The sequence below is a fragment of the Mycobacterium colombiense genome (genome assembly GCF_001953985.1).
Lineage (GTDB): Bacteria > Actinomycetota > Actinomycetes > Mycobacteriales > Mycobacteriaceae > Mycobacterium > Mycobacterium colombiense_B.
Genome location: NZ_MBEI01000079.1, coordinates 181,304 through 197,981, shown reverse-complemented (window position 1 = coordinate 197,981; position 16,678 = coordinate 181,304). Strand labels below are relative to the sequence as shown.

12 protein-coding genes and 3 rRNA genes are annotated in these 16,678 nt (G+C 61.9%); 5 read left to right on the top strand and 10 right to left on the bottom strand.

Annotated features, from left to right (window positions below; all coding sequences use genetic code 11):
* Nucleotides 1-14: 14 nt before the first annotated feature.
* Entirely contained in the window at nucleotides 15-323 is a 309-nt protein-coding gene (locus A5732_RS24950) for a hypothetical protein (protein ID WP_076052377.1), read from the top strand.
* A 23-nt stretch (nucleotides 324-346) separates the two neighbouring features.
* Nucleotides 347-1,063, top strand: a complete 717-nt coding sequence (locus A5732_RS24945) for a hypothetical protein (protein WP_076103570.1) — start codon at nucleotides 347-349, stop codon at nucleotides 1,061-1,063.
* A 54-nt stretch (nucleotides 1,064-1,117) separates the two neighbouring features.
* Here the strand turns inward: A5732_RS24945 and A5732_RS24940 are convergent, their stop codons facing one another.
* Nucleotides 1,118-2,260, bottom strand: coding sequence for a PPE family protein (locus tag A5732_RS24940; RefSeq protein ID WP_076103569.1), 1,143 nt, complete (start codon nucleotides 2,258-2,260; stop codon nucleotides 1,118-1,120).
* A 354-nt stretch (nucleotides 2,261-2,614) separates the two neighbouring features.
* Here A5732_RS24940 and A5732_RS24935 point away from each other — a divergent pair, with 354 nt between their 5' ends.
* Both A5732_RS24935 and A5732_RS24930 read left to right on the top strand, forming a co-directional pair.
* Nucleotides 2,615-2,914 (top strand): PE family protein, encoded by a 300-nt coding sequence (locus tag A5732_RS24935; RefSeq protein ID WP_076052380.1) that lies wholly within the window; start codon nucleotides 2,615-2,617, stop codon nucleotides 2,912-2,914.
* Nucleotides 2,915-2,927: 13 nt separating this feature from the next.
* Complete coding sequence (locus tag A5732_RS24930) at nucleotides 2,928-4,097, top strand: PPE family protein (RefSeq protein ID WP_076052381.1); 1,170 nt, start codon at nucleotides 2,928-2,930, stop codon at nucleotides 4,095-4,097.
* 216 nt (nucleotides 4,098-4,313) lie between these two features.
* Here the strand turns inward: A5732_RS24930 and rrf are convergent.
* The 4 genes from rrf to murA all read right to left on the bottom strand — a co-directional run bounded on the left by rrf (nucleotide 4,314) and on the right by murA (nucleotide 11,063).
* Nucleotides 4,314-4,426 (bottom strand): 5S ribosomal RNA (gene rrf, locus A5732_RS24925).
* Between the two features lie 89 nt (nucleotides 4,427-4,515).
* A 23S ribosomal RNA gene (locus tag A5732_RS24920) occupies nucleotides 4,516-7,625 on the bottom strand.
* A 283-nt stretch (nucleotides 7,626-7,908) separates the two neighbouring features.
* Nucleotides 7,909-9,439: ribosomal RNA gene (locus tag A5732_RS24915) — 16S ribosomal RNA — on the bottom strand.
* Together the 16S, 23S and 5S rRNA genes form the textbook arrangement of a ribosomal RNA operon.
* Nucleotides 9,440-9,809: 370 nt before the next feature.
* On the bottom strand, nucleotides 9,810-11,063 hold the full coding sequence (gene murA / locus A5732_RS24910) for a UDP-N-acetylglucosamine 1-carboxyvinyltransferase (protein ID WP_076103568.1): 1,254 nt from the start codon (nucleotides 11,061-11,063) through the stop codon (nucleotides 9,810-9,812).
* Nucleotides 11,064-11,131: 68 nt separating this feature from the next.
* On the opposite strand from murA, the gene A5732_RS24905 reads away from it, so the two are divergent.
* Complete coding sequence (locus tag A5732_RS24905; protein WP_076052382.1) at nucleotides 11,132-11,713, top strand: cob(I)yrinic acid a,c-diamide adenosyltransferase; 582 nt, start codon at nucleotides 11,132-11,134, stop codon at nucleotides 11,711-11,713.
* A gap of 21 nt (nucleotides 11,714-11,734) precedes the next feature.
* Here A5732_RS24905 and A5732_RS24900 read toward each other — a convergent pair whose 3' ends face one another.
* From A5732_RS24900 to atpA, 5 genes are read right to left on the bottom strand one after another with little or no spacing between them, the layout of a single operon-like run.
* The gene (locus A5732_RS24900) at nucleotides 11,735-12,178 is read right to left on the bottom strand and encodes a DUF2550 domain-containing protein (RefSeq protein WP_064949973.1); all 444 of its coding nucleotides are present in this window, start codon (nucleotides 12,176-12,178) and stop codon (nucleotides 11,735-11,737) included.
* A 6-nt stretch (nucleotides 12,179-12,184) separates the two neighbouring features.
* Nucleotides 12,185-12,550, bottom strand: a complete 366-nt coding sequence (locus A5732_RS24895) for a F0F1 ATP synthase subunit epsilon (protein ID WP_064949972.1) — start codon at nucleotides 12,548-12,550, stop codon at nucleotides 12,185-12,187.
* A 34-nt stretch (nucleotides 12,551-12,584) separates the two neighbouring features.
* A complete protein-coding gene (gene atpD, locus A5732_RS24890; RefSeq protein WP_064949971.1) occupies nucleotides 12,585-14,054 on the bottom strand; it encodes a F0F1 ATP synthase subunit beta in 1,470 nt (489 codons plus the stop codon).
* Nucleotides 14,055-14,075: 21 nt separating this feature from the next.
* Nucleotides 14,076-14,984, bottom strand: coding sequence for a F0F1 ATP synthase subunit gamma (locus A5732_RS24885; protein WP_076103567.1), 909 nt, complete (start codon nucleotides 14,982-14,984; stop codon nucleotides 14,076-14,078).
* Nucleotides 14,985-14,990: 6 nt separating this feature from the next.
* Complete coding sequence (atpA, locus tag A5732_RS24880) at nucleotides 14,991-16,670, bottom strand: F0F1 ATP synthase subunit alpha (RefSeq protein ID WP_076052384.1); 1,680 nt, start codon at nucleotides 16,668-16,670, stop codon at nucleotides 14,991-14,993.
* Nucleotides 16,671-16,678 lie beyond the last annotated feature (8 nt).

Here is a 16,678-nt window from a genome sequence, read left to right as displayed (position 1 = left end):
TATCGTCCATAATTGTGGACGACAGTGCGAAGGACCCAGCCGTGGTTCTGCCGTACCTGGTGGGTCGGCCCTTGGCGGCTACCGAGGTCTACGAAGCATTCGGCTACCGCAAGTCCGCGTATTACAAGGCGGCTCGCGAAGGCAGGCTGATCACCGCAGACAACCTGATCAGGGCCGCTAAGTATTTAGGGTTGAACCCGGTAGACCTGCAAGTCCGCTACGGCCTGATCGACCGCGACTCGGTCACCGAATACGTGGAGTCCCAAGCGGGGCCGCCCCGATTGCGTGACCTTCGTCCCGATCCCAACAGTCCGCCCGTCTGAGCGGCACTGCCGGGACCCATTTAATGATCAAAACCGCACTCATCATTGCCACCCTGGCTGCCATCCTGTGCTGCCTGTGGATCCGGCGCGACACCTGGCGCTCCCGATGGGAGGCCGGCGCAACCCGCAACATCGCACTGCACGGCTGCGCCGTCCTACTGATGTCACACTGGGCGTCGGCCGCGCTCGGCCCGCCCCTGCACCGCGTCTTCGGGCTGTGGAACATACAACATCTTCTCGGCCACATCTGCTGGATCTTCGCGGTGACGGCCATCATCCGGCACGGACTCATCCGTCTCGTTGACGAAATCCACGAGCGCGGTCTGTTGCGCAAACACGTCGCGCGGCCGCTCAGGCTTGCGATTCCGCTGCTGGTGGCCCTGTTCATCATCGCCGACGAAGGCCATCACCTCGACTTCTTCGCCGCCCCGGCCAGCGACATCTGGCTAGCGGCTTACTGGTTGGTTTTGGGCGCCCTGATGATCTATCTACTCGGCTACGCCGGGCGAGTACTCCTGATACTGCGGACGGATCCCCGCTCAACGACGACCGTCGACCTCTATCTGATCTCGGCCGCATTCGGCGTGGCAGCTACCGTGATTCAGATGGGCACCGCCTGGGCGGGCTCCGACATCGTCTTGCCGGTCTGGTTGTGCGCCTGCCTGAGCGCAATTGGCTTCGCCTACGGGTCTGCCCGATCGTGGCAGGCCAAGGTCGCCTGGTTCACTTCGGACCATTAGGCCGGCTCGCGGGCGGCGACACCCGCGATCGGTGCGCATCGCCAATCTCCCCACTTACCCACCAACCACCGACCGCGCCATCACGGCATGACGGAATCCGTACCGCTGTCCAACCACCTTCCCCCCGGAGCCCCTGCCCGTGCCGGTCAGCGGTATGCCGCGAAGCAGGCCCGCTTCCTTGGCTTCGGAGCCAACGGTGGCACCGCCGAGAGCCGACAGGTTGCTTTCCCCGCCCGTCGCTGGGGCCGCAGCGGCCCAACTCTGCGGCACCGACAAGTGGCCGACCGTGCCCGCCCTGCCCAGACCCGCGGAGACAGCCGACGACGTGCCCGACGACACCGGGCCGCTGGCCAGCGTTCCGCCGACCCCTGGCGCGGCCGCCACAGCAGCCTCAGCTCCTTTGCTGGCGGCGGCCGGTATCCCACCTTCCCAGAGCTTCATCATGTGGTCCCAGTCGCCCAAATGGTTATATGCGATCCCAAGGTCGTTGGTGTACATCGATACCCAGTCTTTCCAGGCAACCGGTTTCGACGATTCGGACGACCCAGTCGATGCATTCGATAGTGCACCAGAGGCCGATCTGAGGTTTGCCAGCCGCGAGGCGGACGCGCTGGATTGTGCACTTGCGTCAGCGGCGTGGGAGACGGCGGCGGCCTGACCGGCCTGGCCCGCCGGGTTGGTGTTGGAGGGCGGCTGGTCGAACGTGGTCAATGCTGATGCCCCCGCCGAGGCCGCCGCGTAGCCGTACATCGCAGCTGCGTCCTGGGCCCACATTTCGGCGTAGTGCGCCTCCGTCGCCGCGATCGCCGGCAGGTTCTGTCCAAAGAAGTTGGTCGCGATCAACGTCATCAGTTGCGCACGGTTGGCTGCGATCACTTGCGGCGGAACCGTCATCGCGAACGCGGCCTCATAGGCTCGTGCGGCGGCCTTCGCCTGGACGGCCGTCTGCTCGGCGCGCGCGGCGGTCGCCGTCAGCCACGCCGCATACGGCGCCGAAGCGCTGGCCATCGACGCCGACGCCGGACCCAGCCACACACATGTGAGTTCAGAGATATGCGAGCTGTAGGAGGCGGCCGCGATGTACAGATCGGTGGCCAACCCGTCCCAGGCTGCGGCGGCCGCCAACATCGGCCCCGCCCCCGCGCCGACATACATGCGCCCAGAGTTGACTTCCGGCGGAAGCGCGCCGTAATCCACTAATCGGTCCCCTCACCTCGTCGACGCCTTTCGCATCCGCGCCAGTAACCCCCGAAACTGTGGTCAGATACTTGTGCGCGGGGCCCGCCCAGCGCAGCCGACACCGTCAGCCACGTAGTCACGAATGCGAAGCGCCTGTGTGGCCGCCGCAACGATCGCTCAGAAGTGGATGATGGTGCACATATGTGATCTTAAGTAGATATATGTACTCAGATGTTCATGATTATGAACTGAATCTAGCTGGAGATGAACACTTGTCGTTAGTCATACACTATCGGCCACGCAGCACCTAACCTCGCTGAGGAGCGGCTTGGGAGCCGTCGGAAATCGGAACCAGCGAGGAGAGAAATCACCGTGTCGTTCGTGACGACCCAACCGGAAGCGTTATCCGCGGCAGCCAGCAAATTGGCCGTGATCGGTTCGGCGCTGGCCGCGCAGAATGCGGCCGCGTCGGCGCCGACGATGGGAGTGGTTCCCGCGGCACCTGACGAGGTCTCGGTCCTGATCGCTGCGCAGTTCGCGACGCATGCCCAGATGTATCAGACGGTCTGTGCCCAGGCCACGATGATTCACGACGGCTTCGTGAAGATGCTGCAGCTCGGCGCCGGCTCGTACGCGGCCACCGAGGCCATCAACGCGGCCGCGACCAGCTGAGGAGGGTGGGGAGGTGCTGGATTTCGGGGCGTTACCGCCTGAATTCAATTCTGCCCGCATGTATTCCGGACCGGGGCCGGCATCGATGATGGCTGCTGCATGGGCGTGGAACATGCTGGCCGCCGAGCTGGACTCAGCCGCAACCGCCTACGACACCGTAATCACACAACTGACCAGCGAAGAGTGGATGGGCCCGGCATCGAGACAAATGGCCGACGCGGCCAAACCCTATCTGGCGTGGATGCGTACCAGCGCAGCGCAAGCCGAGCAGGCCGCCACATCGGCCAGGGCTGCAGTCGGCGCCTACGAGACGGCGTTCGCCGCTACGGTGCCCCCACCGCTGATCGAGGCGAACCGCACCCTGCTGGCCCAGGCGATTTCGACGAACGTCCTCGGTCAAAACACCCCGCTGATCACGCAGCTCGAGGCCCAATACGGTGAAATGTGGGCTCAAGATGCCGCCGCGATGTACGGCTACGCCGCCCAAACCGCGCCGACTGCCGAAGTCACGCCATTCACCGAGCCGACGGAAACCACCAACCCCGCCGGACAAGCCACGCAGGCCGCGGCGGTCACCCGAGCCGCAGGCACGTCGGGCGGCACCGGCACGCAGGCTACGCAGTCGCAGTTGTTGTCCTCCACGCCCTCCGCGCTGCAAAGCCTCGCGTCACCTAGTTCATCAACTGCGTCCGCAACACCGATCTCGGACGCGTTGAAACAGAATGAGTTTGTGAGCCTGTGGTCGCAATATTCCAGTCCGACCCAGAACACCCTTGCGATGGCTTATCGCGTAACCGGCATGTCGACCCACTTTCAATCGCTCGCGAAGGCGTTGGCGCCGGCCGCGAAGGCCGCCAGCGACGGCGCCAAAGCAGCGGCGGGCCTTCCCGCAATCGGGCAGGCCCTGGGCGCCGGAGGCGGCGCCATCTCGGCGGGCCTGGGCAGCGCGGCGCCGGTCGGCGGACTCTCCGTGCCGGCCAGCTGGGCCTCCGCCGCAGGCCCGGCGGCTTCTGGGGCTTCGTCAATTCCGATCAGCCGCTTCATCACAACGCCGGAGACGTCAGGGCCCGGAAACCTGCTCGGAGGGATGCCGCTGGCGGGTGCCGGCACCGGATCGTCCGGTGCGGGTCCGCGCTATGGGATCCGTCCGACGGTGATGGCGCGCCCGCCGTTTGCGGGATAACTGACCAGCACACCGGCCATTCCCCGGGCGAGATCCGGTTCGCAACAACGCCGTTCGATCGACCATTGAGCACCGCTCCGAAGCCGGCGCGTGCGCGTAGCCGATCGTGGTATCGATGTGCCTCCAACTGCCGGTGGCCACCGGAACTGCCTGTGCCCCAGCGGTTTTGGCCGAGAATGCAAAAACACCCCCGTTGCCGGGGGTGTTTTTGTGTATGTTCGGCGGTGTCCTACTTTTCCACCCGTATGGGCAGTATCATCGGCGCTGACAGGCTTAGCTTCCGGGTTCGGAATGGGACCGGGCGTTTCCCTGTCGCTGTGGCCGCCGTAACTCTATTTAAATTTGTTTGGTGGGGGGTGTGGCGTCGGAACTTTCTGCGGCAAATTGCCGAAGAAATGGACTGTGGTTGCGATTGTGTGTTGGTAAGTTTTCGGCCGGTTAGTGCCAGTTCCCTGCACCCATTACTGGGCTTCCAGGTCTGGCCTATCGAACCCGTAGTCTGCGGGGGGCCTTATCCCTCTAAAAGGGTGAGAAACCTGATCTTGGAGAAGGTTTCCCGCTTAGATGCTTTCAGCGGTTATCCTGTCCGAACGTGGCTATCCAGCCGTGCCCCTGGTGGGACAACTGGTATACCAGAGGTTCGTCCGTCCCGGTCCTCTCGTACTAGGGACAGGTTTCCTCAAGTTTCTGACGCGCGCGGCGGATAGAGACCGAACTGTCTCACGACGTTCTAAACCCAGCTCGCGTGCCGCTTTAATGGGCGAACAGCCCAACCCTTGGGACCTGCTCCAGCCCCAGGATGCGACGAGCCGACATCGAGGTGCCAAACCATCCCGTCGATATGGACTCTTGGGGAAGATCAGCCTGTTATCCCCGGGGTACCTTTTATCCGTTGAGCGACACCCCTTCCACTCAGAGGTGCCGGATCACTAGTCCCGACTTTCGTCCCTGCTTGACTTGTAAGTCTCGCAGTCAAGCTCCCTTGTGCACTTACACTCAACACCTGATTGCCGTCCAGGTTGAGGGAACCTTTGGGCGCCTCCGTTACATTTTAGGAGGCAACCGCCCCAGTTAAACTACCCGCCAGGCACTGTCCGTGAACCCGATAAGGGTTCGACGTTAGGTGTCCAATACGATCAGAGTGGTATTTCAACAACGACTCCATACAAACTGGCGTCTGTATTTCACAGTCTCCCACCTATCCTACACAAACCGTACCGAACACCAATACCAAGTTGTAGTGAAGGTCCCGGGGTCTTTTCGTCCTGCCGCGCGTAACGAGCATCTTTACTCGTAGTGCAATTTCGCCGAGTCTATGGTTGAGACAGTTGGGAAGTCGTTACGCCATTCGTGCAGGTCGGAACTTACCCGACAAGGAATTTCGCTACCTTAGGATGGTTATAGTTACCACCGCCGTTTACTGGGGCTTAAATTCTCCGCTTCACCTTACGGTTAACGGGTCCTCTTAACCTTCCAGCACCGGGCAGGCGTCAGTCCGTATACATCGTCTTGCGACTTCGCACGGACCTGTGTTTTTAGTAAACAGTCGCTACCCACTGGTTTCTGCGGCCGAATCCCGCTCCCACCGCAAGGGTGTTCACGGTATTCCGGCCCCCCTTCTCCCGAAGTTACGGGGGCATTTTGCCGAGTTCCTTAACCATAGTTATCTCGTACGCCTTGGTATTCTCTACCTGACCACCTGTGTTGGTTTGGGGTACGGGCCGTGTATGTGCTCGCTAGAGGCTTTTCTTGGCAGCAGAGGATCACCGAATTCGCCTCAATCGGCTATGCATCACCTCTCGGGATTAATGAGCGACGGATTTGCCTATCGCTCTCCCTACAGGCTTGCCCCAGTATTACCACTGACTGGTACGGCTGCCTTCCTGCGTCACCCCATCGCTTGACTACTACCAGCGAAGGTCCCACGCAGCCCCGAAACTCCATGCCCCCGAAGGGGAATGGTCGATCCGGTTTTGGGTGGTTAGTACCGCTGATTCATCAGGGACGCCTATACACGGGTACGGGAATATCAACCCGTTGTCCATCGACTACGCCTGTCGGCCTCGCCTTAGGTCCCGACTCACCCTGGGCGGACTGGCCTGGCCCAGGAACCCTTGGTCTTACGGCGGGCAAGGTTCTCACTTGCCTTATCGCTACTCATGCCTGCATTCTCACTCCCCCATCCTCCACCACCGGTTACCCGGAGGCTTCGCTGAATGAGGGACGCTCCCCTACCCACATCCACCGTACGGTGAATGTGCCGCGGCTTCGGCGGTGTGCTTGAGCCCCGCTACATTATCGGCGCATAATCACTTGACCAGTGAGCTATTACGCACTCTTTCAAGGGTGGCTGCTTCTAAGCCAACCTCCTGGTTGTCTCTGCGACTACACATCCTTTTCCACTTAGCACACGCTTAGGGGCCTTAGCCGGCGATCTGGGCTGTTTCCCTTTCGACGTACGGAGCTTATCCCCCGCCGTCTCACTGCCACGCTTTACACCACGGCATTCGGAGTTTGGCTGACGTCAGTAACCTAGTAGGGCCCATCGGCCATCCAGTAGCTCTACCTCCGTGGTGAACCACGCAACGCTGCACCTAAATGCATTTCGGGGAGAACCAGCTATCACGGAGTTTGATTGGCCTTTCACCCCTACCCACAGCTCATCCCCTCAGTCTTCAACCTAAGTGGGTTCGGGCCTCCACGCGGTCTTACCCGCGCTTCACCCTGGCCATGGGTAGATCACTCCGCTTCGGGTCCAGAACACGCCACTACACCCCAAAGGGGATGCGCCCTATTCAGACTCGCTTTCGCTGCGGCTACCCCGCACGGGTTAACCTCGCGACGTGTCCCTGACTCGCAGGCTCATTCTTCAAAAGGCACGCCATCACCCCACGAAGAGGCTTTGACGGATTGTAGGCACACGGTTTCAGGTACTATTTCACTCCCCTCCCGGGGTACTTTTCACCATTCCCTCACGGTACTAATCCGCTATCGGTCATCGAGAAGTATTTAGGCTTACCGGGTGGTCCCGGCAGATTCACAGCAGATTCCACGGGCCCGCTGCTACTCGGGAGTTGATACAAGGTAGGTGACGGGTTTTCGCGTACCGGGCTCTCACCGTCTACGGCAGGCCATCCCAGGCCATTTCTGCTAACCACGACACTTTCTGACTACCCCTCAGCCAGGTAGAGCTGAGACATATCAATCCCACAACACCGCGCACACAACCCCTACCCGGTTATACATGCGTGCGGTTTAGCCTGTTCCGCGTTCGCTCGCCACTACTGACGGAATCACAATTGTTTTCTTCTCCTACGGGTACTGAGATGTTTCACTTCCCCGCGTTACCTCCCGCACCCTATATATTCAGATACGGGTAACACGACATCACTCGTGCTGGGTTTCCCCATTCGGAAATCCTCGGATCAATGCTCGGTTGACAGCTCCCCGAGGCATATCGCAGCCTCCCACGTCCTTCATCGGCTCTCGATGCCAAGGCATCCACCATGCGCCCTTAAACACTTACTTACACACAAGAGTTAAAAAAGAAATCACACATTTCGATGAACACGCCGGCCACGAAGGACCACGCATTCATCTAGATGCTCGCAACCACTATCCAATACTCAAACACCACACCCCACCACCAAGATGGAGGGACTCCACACGGTTCGACCGAGTGTTGTCTCAGGGCCCAATAGTGTGTCTGGCAATTATTTGCTGTTGTGCACCCGGTTTTCGTCCACTACAGACGAGAACCCCTCACGGCTCGCACTCCACCAATTGAAGTGCTTTTCGTGGTGCTCCTTAGAAAGGAGGTGATCCAGCCGCACCTTCCGGTACGGCTACCTTGTTACGACTTCGTCCCAATCGCCGATCCCACCTTCGACAGCTCCCTCCAAAAGGTTAGGCCACTGGCTTCGGGTGTTACCGACTTTCATGACGTGACGGGCGGTGTGTACAAGGCCCGGGAACGTATTCACCGCAGCGTTGCTGATCTGCGATTACTAGCGACTCCGACTTCATGGGGTCGAGTTGCAGACCCCAATCCGAACTGAGACCGGCTTTAAAAGGATTCGCTTAACCTTACGGCATCGCAGCCCTTTGTACCGGCCATTGTAGCATGTGTGAAGCCCTGGACATAAGGGGCATGATGACTTGACGTCATCCCCACCTTCCTCCGAGTTGACCCCGGCAGTCTCTCACGAGTCCCCGGCATTACCCGCTGGCAACATGAGACAAGGGTTGCGCTCGTTGCGGGACTTAACCCAACATCTCACGACACGAGCTGACGACAGCCATGCACCACCTGCACACAGGCCACAAGGGAACGCCTATCTCTAGACGCGTCCTGTGCATGTCAAACCCAGGTAAGGTTCTTCGCGTTGCATCGAATTAATCCACATGCTCCGCCGCTTGTGCGGGCCCCCGTCAATTCCTTTGAGTTTTAGCCTTGCGGCCGTACTCCCCAGGCGGGGTACTTAATGCGTTAGCTACGGCACGGATCCCAAGGAAGGAAACCCACACCTAGTACCCACCGTTTACGGCGTGGACTACCAGGGTATCTAATCCTGTTCGCTCCCCACGCTTTCGCTCCTCAGCGTCAGTTACTGCCCAGAGACCCGCCTTCGCCACCGGTGTTCCTCCTGATATCTGCGCATTCCACCGCTACACCAGGAATTCCAGTCTCCCCTGCAGTACTCTAGTCTGCCCGTATCGCCCGCACGCTCACAGTTAAGCCGTGAGATTTCACGAACAACGCGACAAACCACCTACGAGCTCTTTACGCCCAGTAATTCCGGACAACGCTCGCACCCTACGTATTACCGCGGCTGCTGGCACGTAGTTGGCCGGTGCTTCTTCTCCACCTACCGTCAATCCGAGAAAACCCGAACCTTCGTCGATGGTGAAAGAGGTTTACAACCCGAAGGCCGTCATCCCCCACGCGGCGTCGCTGCATCAGGCTTGCGCCCATTGTGCAATATTCCCCACTGCTGCCTCCCGTAGGAGTCTGGGCCGTATCTCAGTCCCAGTGTGGCCGGACACCCTCTCAGGCCGGCTACCCGTCGTCGCCTTGGTAGGCCGTCACCCCACCAACAAGCTGATAGGCCGCGGGCCCATCCCACACCGCAAAAGCTTTCCACCAAAAGACATGCGTCTAAAGGTCCTATCCGGTATTAGACCCAGTTTCCCAGGCTTATCCCGAAGTGCAGGGCAGATTGCCCACGTGTTACTCACCCGTTCGCCACTCGAGTACCTCCGAAGAGGCCTTTCCGTTCGACTTGCATGTGTTAAGCACGCCGCCAGCGTTCGTCCTGAGCCAGGATCAAACTCTCCAAACAAAAACTCCTCGCAGAACGAGGTGAATTCAAATCAGAGAAAATCTGACCTAACAAAAAGACACCAAAAACTGGCATCAAAATTACGGCCATACCGACACACGGGGAGTGTTTAAGTATGGCCAAAAAACAACAACAAATAAAAAGACCAAACACACTATTGAGTTCTCAAACAACACTTGTTTCGCCCGTTTTGGGGCAACCCTGCCAGCTTAATACAGATCCGGCAGGTAAGTCAACTCCCAATTTTGATCTTCTAGAGACCGTCTCGGGAGCAGCCGTGCCAGGCTAGTACCAATCCAGCGAGGGAGTCAAGGCCCCGATCTCGTCCACCTTCGCGTTGGTGACCGCGCTTGTGGGGCACTGACTTTGGTTACTGTACCCGCTCGATCTCCGCTCCCAAAATCACCAGGTTCTCCACGAACAACGGGTAGCCGCGATCGATGTGGAAGACGTCGTGGACCTCGGTGTCTCCGTCGGCGACGAGCCCGGCCAACACCAGGCCGGCGCCGGCCCGAATGTCCGAACACCACACGGGTGCACTCGACAATTGCGGCAACCCCCGAACGACGGCGTGATGTCCGTCGGTGCGGGCGTCGGCGCCAAGGCGGATCATTTCTTCAACGAATCGGAAGCGCGCCTCGAATACGTTCTCGGTAATCATCGACGTGCCGTCGGCGATCGAGGCCAGCGCGATCGCCATCGGCTGCAGGTCGGTCGGGAATCCGGGGAACGGCAGCGTCGCCACGTTGACGGCCTTCGGGCGTTCGTATTGCGCCACCCGGAAGCTGTCGTCGGTTTGGGTGACGGTGGCGCCGGCGTCGTGCAGCTTGTGCAGCACCACCTGCAGGTGCGAGGGGTCGACGCCCGTCACCGTGATGTCCCCGCGGGTTATCGCAGCGGCGATCCCCCAGGTGGCGGCGACGATGCGATCCCCGATGACGCGGTGCTCGGTCGGGTGCAGCTTGGGGACACCGGTGATGGTCATCGTCGGCGAACCCGCGCCCTCGATCTGCGCGCCCATCTGGTTCAACATCGTGCACAGATCCACGACGTCGGGCTCGCGTGCCGCGTTGTGGATGGTGGTCACGCCCTCGGCCACGACCGCGGCCATCAGGATGTTCTCGGTGGCTCCCACCGAGGGGAACTCCAGCTGAATCTCCGCCCCGCGCAACGTATCGGCTTGTGCCACCACGCATCCGTGCTCGATGTTGCACTGCGCACCGAGTTGGCGCAGGCCGGCTTGATGCATGTCCAGCGGGCGCGATCCGATCGCGTCGCCGCCCGGCAGCGCGACGCGGGCGCGCTTGCATCGGCCGACCAGCGGTCCCAGCACGCACACCGACGCGCGGAACTGTCGCACCGCGGCGAAGTCGGCGTCGTACTTGGGCTCATCCGGAGAGGTGATTCGCGCGACGTCGCCGTCCAGTTCGACGGTTGCGCCCAGGCCGCGCAGCACCTCGGCCATCAGCGGCACATCCAGGATGTCGGGGCAGTTGGTGATCGTGCTGGTGCCTTCGGCCAACAGCGTCGCGGCCATCAGCTTGAGCACGCTGTTCTTTGCGCCCCCCACTGCGACTTCGCCTGCCAACCGGTTGCCGCCGGTCACCACGAATCGCTCAGCCACCCGCGTCAGTCTAGTGAAGCGCTATCGGCTTGTCAGTCGGCCGACCCGCACCCGAGTACGGTTTGCTCATGGCTGTACACCTGACTCGCATCTACACACGAACCGGCGATGACGGCACCACGGGATTGAGTGATTTCTCGCGTGTCTCCAAGAACGACCCTCGCCTGGTGGCGTACGCCGATTGTGACGAAGCCAACTCGGCGATCGGCGTCGCGGTCGCCGTGGGTCAGCCGGACGAGAAGCTCACGGGTGTCCTGCGGCAGATCCAGAACGACTTGTTCGATGCCGGCGCGGATCTGTCGACTCCCGTGGTCGAAAAACCCGAGTATCCGCCGCTGCGGGTCACCCAGCCCTACATCGATCGGCTCGAAAAATGGTGTGACACATATAACGAGCCGCTGCCGAAGCTGAATTCGTTTGTGCTGCCAGGTGGTTCGCCGTTGTCGGCGTTGCTGCACGTCGCCCGCACCGTGGTGCGTCGAGCCGAGCGGTCGGCGTGGGCTGCCGTCGACGCCGCGCCCGGACAGGTCAACGTCCTGCCGGCGAAATACCTGAACCGCCTGTCGGATCTGCTGTTCATCCTGTCGCGCGTGGCCAACCCCGACGGTGACGTGCTGTGGAAACCCGGCGGCGAGAACGCCGGCACGTAGTCGGCCGGCAGTGCGCCCGCTCTACAGGCTGCGCCGACGCGAACGCGGTGACGGACGCGACTCCAGCCACGACAGGAATGCGGTCAACGCGCCCTTGTCGAAGGCGATCTCGTAGCCAGACCTGCGGTCCTGGGTCGTGTCGCGCAACTCGATGACGACGATCTCGTCGGTCATGATGTCGAACTCATCACCGCGCGGCGCGCGCCGGGACACGATCTCCACGCCTCGCCGGCTCAGCCGCCGGTCCGGCCACAGTCGCAGGCTGGAGAGCCGGTAGAACGCGGCTTCGCCACCGCGGTAACGGATTACGCCGTGCCGCCAGCCATGGCCCCCGACCGCGGGAATGTCTCGCATGATCCCGGCCGTGCCGCCCTGACGCAGCTTCCACAGCCGATAGCTCAGCCCGATGACGGCGCTCGCCAGCACGACGACGAGCACGACCATGCCGATCATGGGCGCGCTCATCGGCGGTTAGTCGATCGCGCCGACGGCGCGCAATCTCGCGCGCCCTCTGGCGGCGATACGCGGATCGTCAGACTCAGCGGCCTCTCTGGCGGCGCTCTCGTCGATCTCCGACTCGAACTCGGCGGATTCGGCGAGGATCGTCACCGATTCCTCGGTGACGGACAGGAATCCGCCGTCGACCGCGACCCGCAGATCGTCTTCGCCCTCTCGTTCGACGCGCACCATTGCGTCGTCGACCAACTGCCCCACCAGCGGGATGTGCCGCGGCATGATGCCGATCTCACCGACGGTGGTGCGGGTGAAGAGAAACGTTGCTTCACCCGACCAGATCTTGCGGTCGACGGCGACTATCTCAACGTTCAATTCAGCCATGCCACGAGCCTTTCAGAGCCTTTTCGCTCACGCCTCAGGATTCCAGTTTGGCGCCAAAGCCTTCGGCCTTCTTCGCCAGGTCGTCGAGGCCACCGATCAAGAAGAACGCCTGCTCCGGGATGTGGTCGAAATCGCCCTTGGTCAGGCGGTCGAACGCCTCGATGGTCTCCTTCAGCGGCACCGTCGAGCCCGGCTGACCGGTGAACTGCTCGGCCGCCATCATGTTCTGCGACAGGAATCGCTCGATCCGGCGCGCACGCTGAACGAGCTGCTTGTCCTCTTCGGACAACTCGTCGATACCGAGGATCGCGATGATGTCCTGCAAGTCCTTGTACCGCTGCAGGATTCGGATGACCTCCTGCGCCACCCGGTAGTGCTCGTCACCGACGACGCTCGGGTCGAGGATGGTCGAGCTTGATGCCAGCGGGTCCACCGCGGGGAAGATGCCCTTGGAGAACACGTTTCGAGAGAGCTCGGTGGTGGCGTCCAGGTGCGCGAACGTCGTTGCCGGCGCAGGGTCGGTGTAGTCGTCCGCGGGCACGTACACGGCCTGCATCGACGTGATCGACTTGCCTCGCGTCGAGGTGATGCGCTCCTGCAGCTCGCCCATCTCGTCAGCCAGCGTCGGCTGGTAACCCACCGCGGACGGCATACGACCGAGCAGCGTCGAGACCTCCGAACCGGCCTGGGTGAATCGGAAGATGTTGTCGATGAACAACAGCACGTCCTGGCCGGCCTCGTCGCGGAACCACTCGGCCATGGTCAGTGCGGACAACGCCACCCGCATACGGGTGCCGGGCGGCTCGTCCATCTGACCGAACACCAGCGCGGTGTCCTTGAGCACGTCGGCTTCCTTCAGCTCGACCCACAGGTCGTTGCCCTCGCGGGTGCGCTCACCGACGCCAGCGAAAACCGAAGTGCCACCGAAGTTTCGGGCAATACGGTTGATCATCTCCTGGATCAGCACCGTCTTGCCCACGCCGGCACCGCCGAACAGCGCGATCTTGCCACCACGCACGTACGGGGTGAGCAGGTCTACGACCTTCAGACCCGTCTCGAGCATCTCGGTGCGGGGCTCAAGCTCTTCGAACGCCGGCGGTTTGCGGTGAATCGACCAGTGGTCGAACTCCTCGCCGTAACCGGGCTTGTCCAGGCAGTCGCCCAGGGCGTTGAAGACGTGGCCCTTGACGCCCTCACCGACCGGCACCGAGATCGACTTGCCGGAGTCAGTGACCTCAACGCCGCGCACCAAGCCGTCGGTGGGCTGCAGCGAGATGGCCCGAACGAGATTGTCGCCCAAGTGCTGCGCAACCTCGAGTGTCAGGGTCTTCTTGAGCTCCTCGAAGGTGATCTCCGCGTTGAGCGCGTTGAACAGCTCGGGTACCGAGCCGCGCGGGAACTCGACGTCGACGACGGGGCCGGTCACCCGCACGATGCGGCCGTTGGTGTCGCCATTGGTCGACTTCTTGTCGGTCTTCTGGGTGCTTTCAGTAGTAGCAGCCATATTTTTCTTCTTCCTCGTGTGCTACTGAGCGTCGGCGAGCGCGTTTGCGCCGCCGACGATTTCGCTGATCTCCTGGGTGATCTGAGCTTGGCGCTCCCGGTTCGCCATCAGCGTCAGCTCTTTGATCAGGTCGTCGGCGTTGTCGGTCGCCGACTTCATTGCGCGTTGACGCGACGCGAGCTCCGATGCCGCCGACTCGAGCAACGCGGCGTACACCCGGGTCGTCACATACCGCGGCAGCAACGCGTCGAAAAGCGTTGTGGCGTCTGGTTCGAATGAGTACAACGTGTGGAGTTCGTCGGTGTCCTCGACGTATTCCATGACCAGCGGAGCGATGCGGTGGGCCACCGCGGCCTGCGACATCATCGACTTGAACTCCGAGTAGACGATGTGCAGTTCGTCGACGCCCTGGTCGTCGGGTGTCTCGTCATCACCGACCCCGGCCATGAAACTCTCGACCAAGGTGGACGCGATCTCCTGGGCGTTTTCCACCTGGGGCTGCTCGGAGAAACCGGTCCAGGATTCAGTGATGTCCCAGTTGCGGAACTTGAAGTAGTTCAGCGCCTTTCGGCCCACCGTGTAGACAACCGGCGTCTTGCCTTCCTGCCGCAGCAGGGAGAACAGCTCCTCGGAGCGACGGAAGATGCTCGAGTTATACGCGCCGCACAGACCGCGGTCCGAGGACACCACCAGGACGCCGGCGCGCTTCGGTTCTTCTCGTTCGACCAGCAGTGGATGGTCCAAGGCGGCTTCGGAGGACAGCGTGGTGAGCATCGAGGTGATCTGCAATGCGTAGGGCCGCGCGGATTCCAACCGGGCCTGCGCCTTGCCGATGCGCGAGGTCGCGATCATCTCCTGTGCCTTGGTGATCTTCTTGATCGACCCGGCCGAACGGATCCGGCCGCGTAATTCGCGAAGTGTGGCTGCCATCGGTAGTTACTTCTTGTCCTTGCCGGAGGCCTTGGATTCCTTCTTGTCCTTCGGCTTTTCCTTCTTGACCTGTACGGACTCTTTCTCCAGATCCTCTTCGTTCAGGGCCTCGACGTGCTCGTCGGGCACGACCGATCCACCGCCGGTGGCCGCGAAACCCTTCTTGAATTTGTTGATGATCTCGGTGAGCTGGTTCTCGCCCTCTTCCGAGAGCTTTCCGCTGTCGCGGACGCCGCTCAAGAACTTCTCTTCCGAGGCCCGCATGTGGTCCAGCAGCTCGGTCTCGAAACGCCGGACGTCCTCGACGGGCACCGAGTCCAGGTGACCGCCGGTGCCCAGGAAGATCGAGACCACCTGCTCCTCAACCGGCATCGGCTGGTACTGCGGCTGCTTGAGCAGTTCGACCAGGCGTTCACCGCGCTCCAGCTGGGCCTTCGACGTCGCGTCCAGGTCCGAGGCGAAGGCGGCAAACGACTCCAGTTCGCGATACTGCGACAGGTCCAGTCGCAGCGAGCCGGCGACTTCCTTCATCGCCTTGATCTGCGCCGCACCGCCCACGCGGGACACCGACACACCGACGTTGATGGCGGGCCGCACACCCTGGTTGAACAGGTCGGACTCCAGGAAGCACTGGCCGTCGGTGATCGAGATGACGTTGGTGGGAATGTAGGCGGAGATGTCGTTCGCCTTGGTCTCGATAACCGGCAGCCCGGTCAGCGAGCCACCACCGAGGTCGTCGGAAAGCTTGGCGCAACGCTCCAGCAGGCGGGAGTGCAGGTAGAACACGTCACCGGGGTAGGCCTCGCGACCCGGCGGGCGACGGAGCAGCAGGGAGATGGCTCGGTAGGCCTCGGCCTGCTTGCTCAGGTCGTCGAAGACGATCAGCACGTGCTTGCCCTCGTACATCCAGTGCTGCGCGATCGCCGAACCCGTGTACGGCGCAAGCCATTTGAAGCCGGCGGAATCGGATGCCGGCGCCGCGACGATGGTGGTGTAGTCCATGGCGCCGCCCTCGTCGAGCGCGCGTCGGACCGAGGCGATCGTGGTGCCCTTCTGGCCGATGGCCACGTACACGCAGCGCACCTGCTTGCGCTCGTCGCCGCTCTCCCAGTTCTCCCGCTGGTTGAGGATGGTGTCCACGCAGACGGCGGTCTTGCCGGTCTTGCGGTCGCCGATGATCAGCTGGCGCTGGCCGCGTCCGATCGGGGTCATCGCGTCGATGGCCTTGATCCCGGTCTGCAGCGGCTCGCTCACGCTCTGCCGCTGCACCACCGACGGCGCCTGGATCTCCAGCGCGCGGCGAATGTCGGTATCGATGTCGCCCTGGCCGTCGATCGGCTGGCCGAGCGGATTGACCACGCGCCCTAGGAACGCGTCGCCTACGGGCACCGACAGGACCTCGCCGGTGCGCTTGACCTGTTGGCCTTCTTCGATCTTCTCGAAGTCACCCAGGATCACCGCGCCGATGTCGTGTTCATCGAGGTTCAGGGCGACGCCGAGGACCCCGCCCGGGAACTCGAGCAGCTCCTGGGTCATGACGGAGGGCAAACCCTCGACGTGCGCGATACCGTCCCCGGCCTCGATGACCGAGCCGACCTCCTCGCGGGCAGTATCGGAGGTGAAGGAGCCTACGTACTCCTCGATGGCGCTCTGGATGTCCTCAGCGGAGATGGTCAACTCGGCCATGGCTTTTC

Coding starts and splice junctions, on each gene's coding strand:
- A5732_RS24900 (WP_064949973.1), bottom strand. CDS start 12,178: ATGAGCGCGCCCATGATCGGCATGGTCGTGCTCGTCGTCGTGCTGGCG.
- A5732_RS24885 (WP_076103567.1), bottom strand. CDS start 14,984: ATGGCAGCCACACTTCGCGAATTACGCGGCCGGATCCGTTCGGCCGGG.
- atpD (WP_064949971.1), bottom strand. CDS start 14,054: ATGGCTGCTACTACTGAAAGCACCCAGAAGACCGACAAGAAGTCGACC.
- A5732_RS24895 (WP_064949972.1), bottom strand. CDS start 12,550: ATGGCTGAATTGAACGTTGAGATAGTCGCCGTCGACCGCAAGATCTGG.
- A5732_RS24945 (WP_076103570.1), top strand. CDS start 347: ATGATCAAAACCGCACTCATCATTGCCACCCTGGCTGCCATCCTGTGC.
- A5732_RS24905 (WP_076052382.1), top strand. CDS start 11,132: ATGGCTGTACACCTGACTCGCATCTACACACGAACCGGCGATGACGGC.
- atpA (WP_076052384.1), bottom strand. CDS start 16,670: ATGGCCGAGTTGACCATCTCCGCTGAGGACATCCAGAGCGCCATCGAG.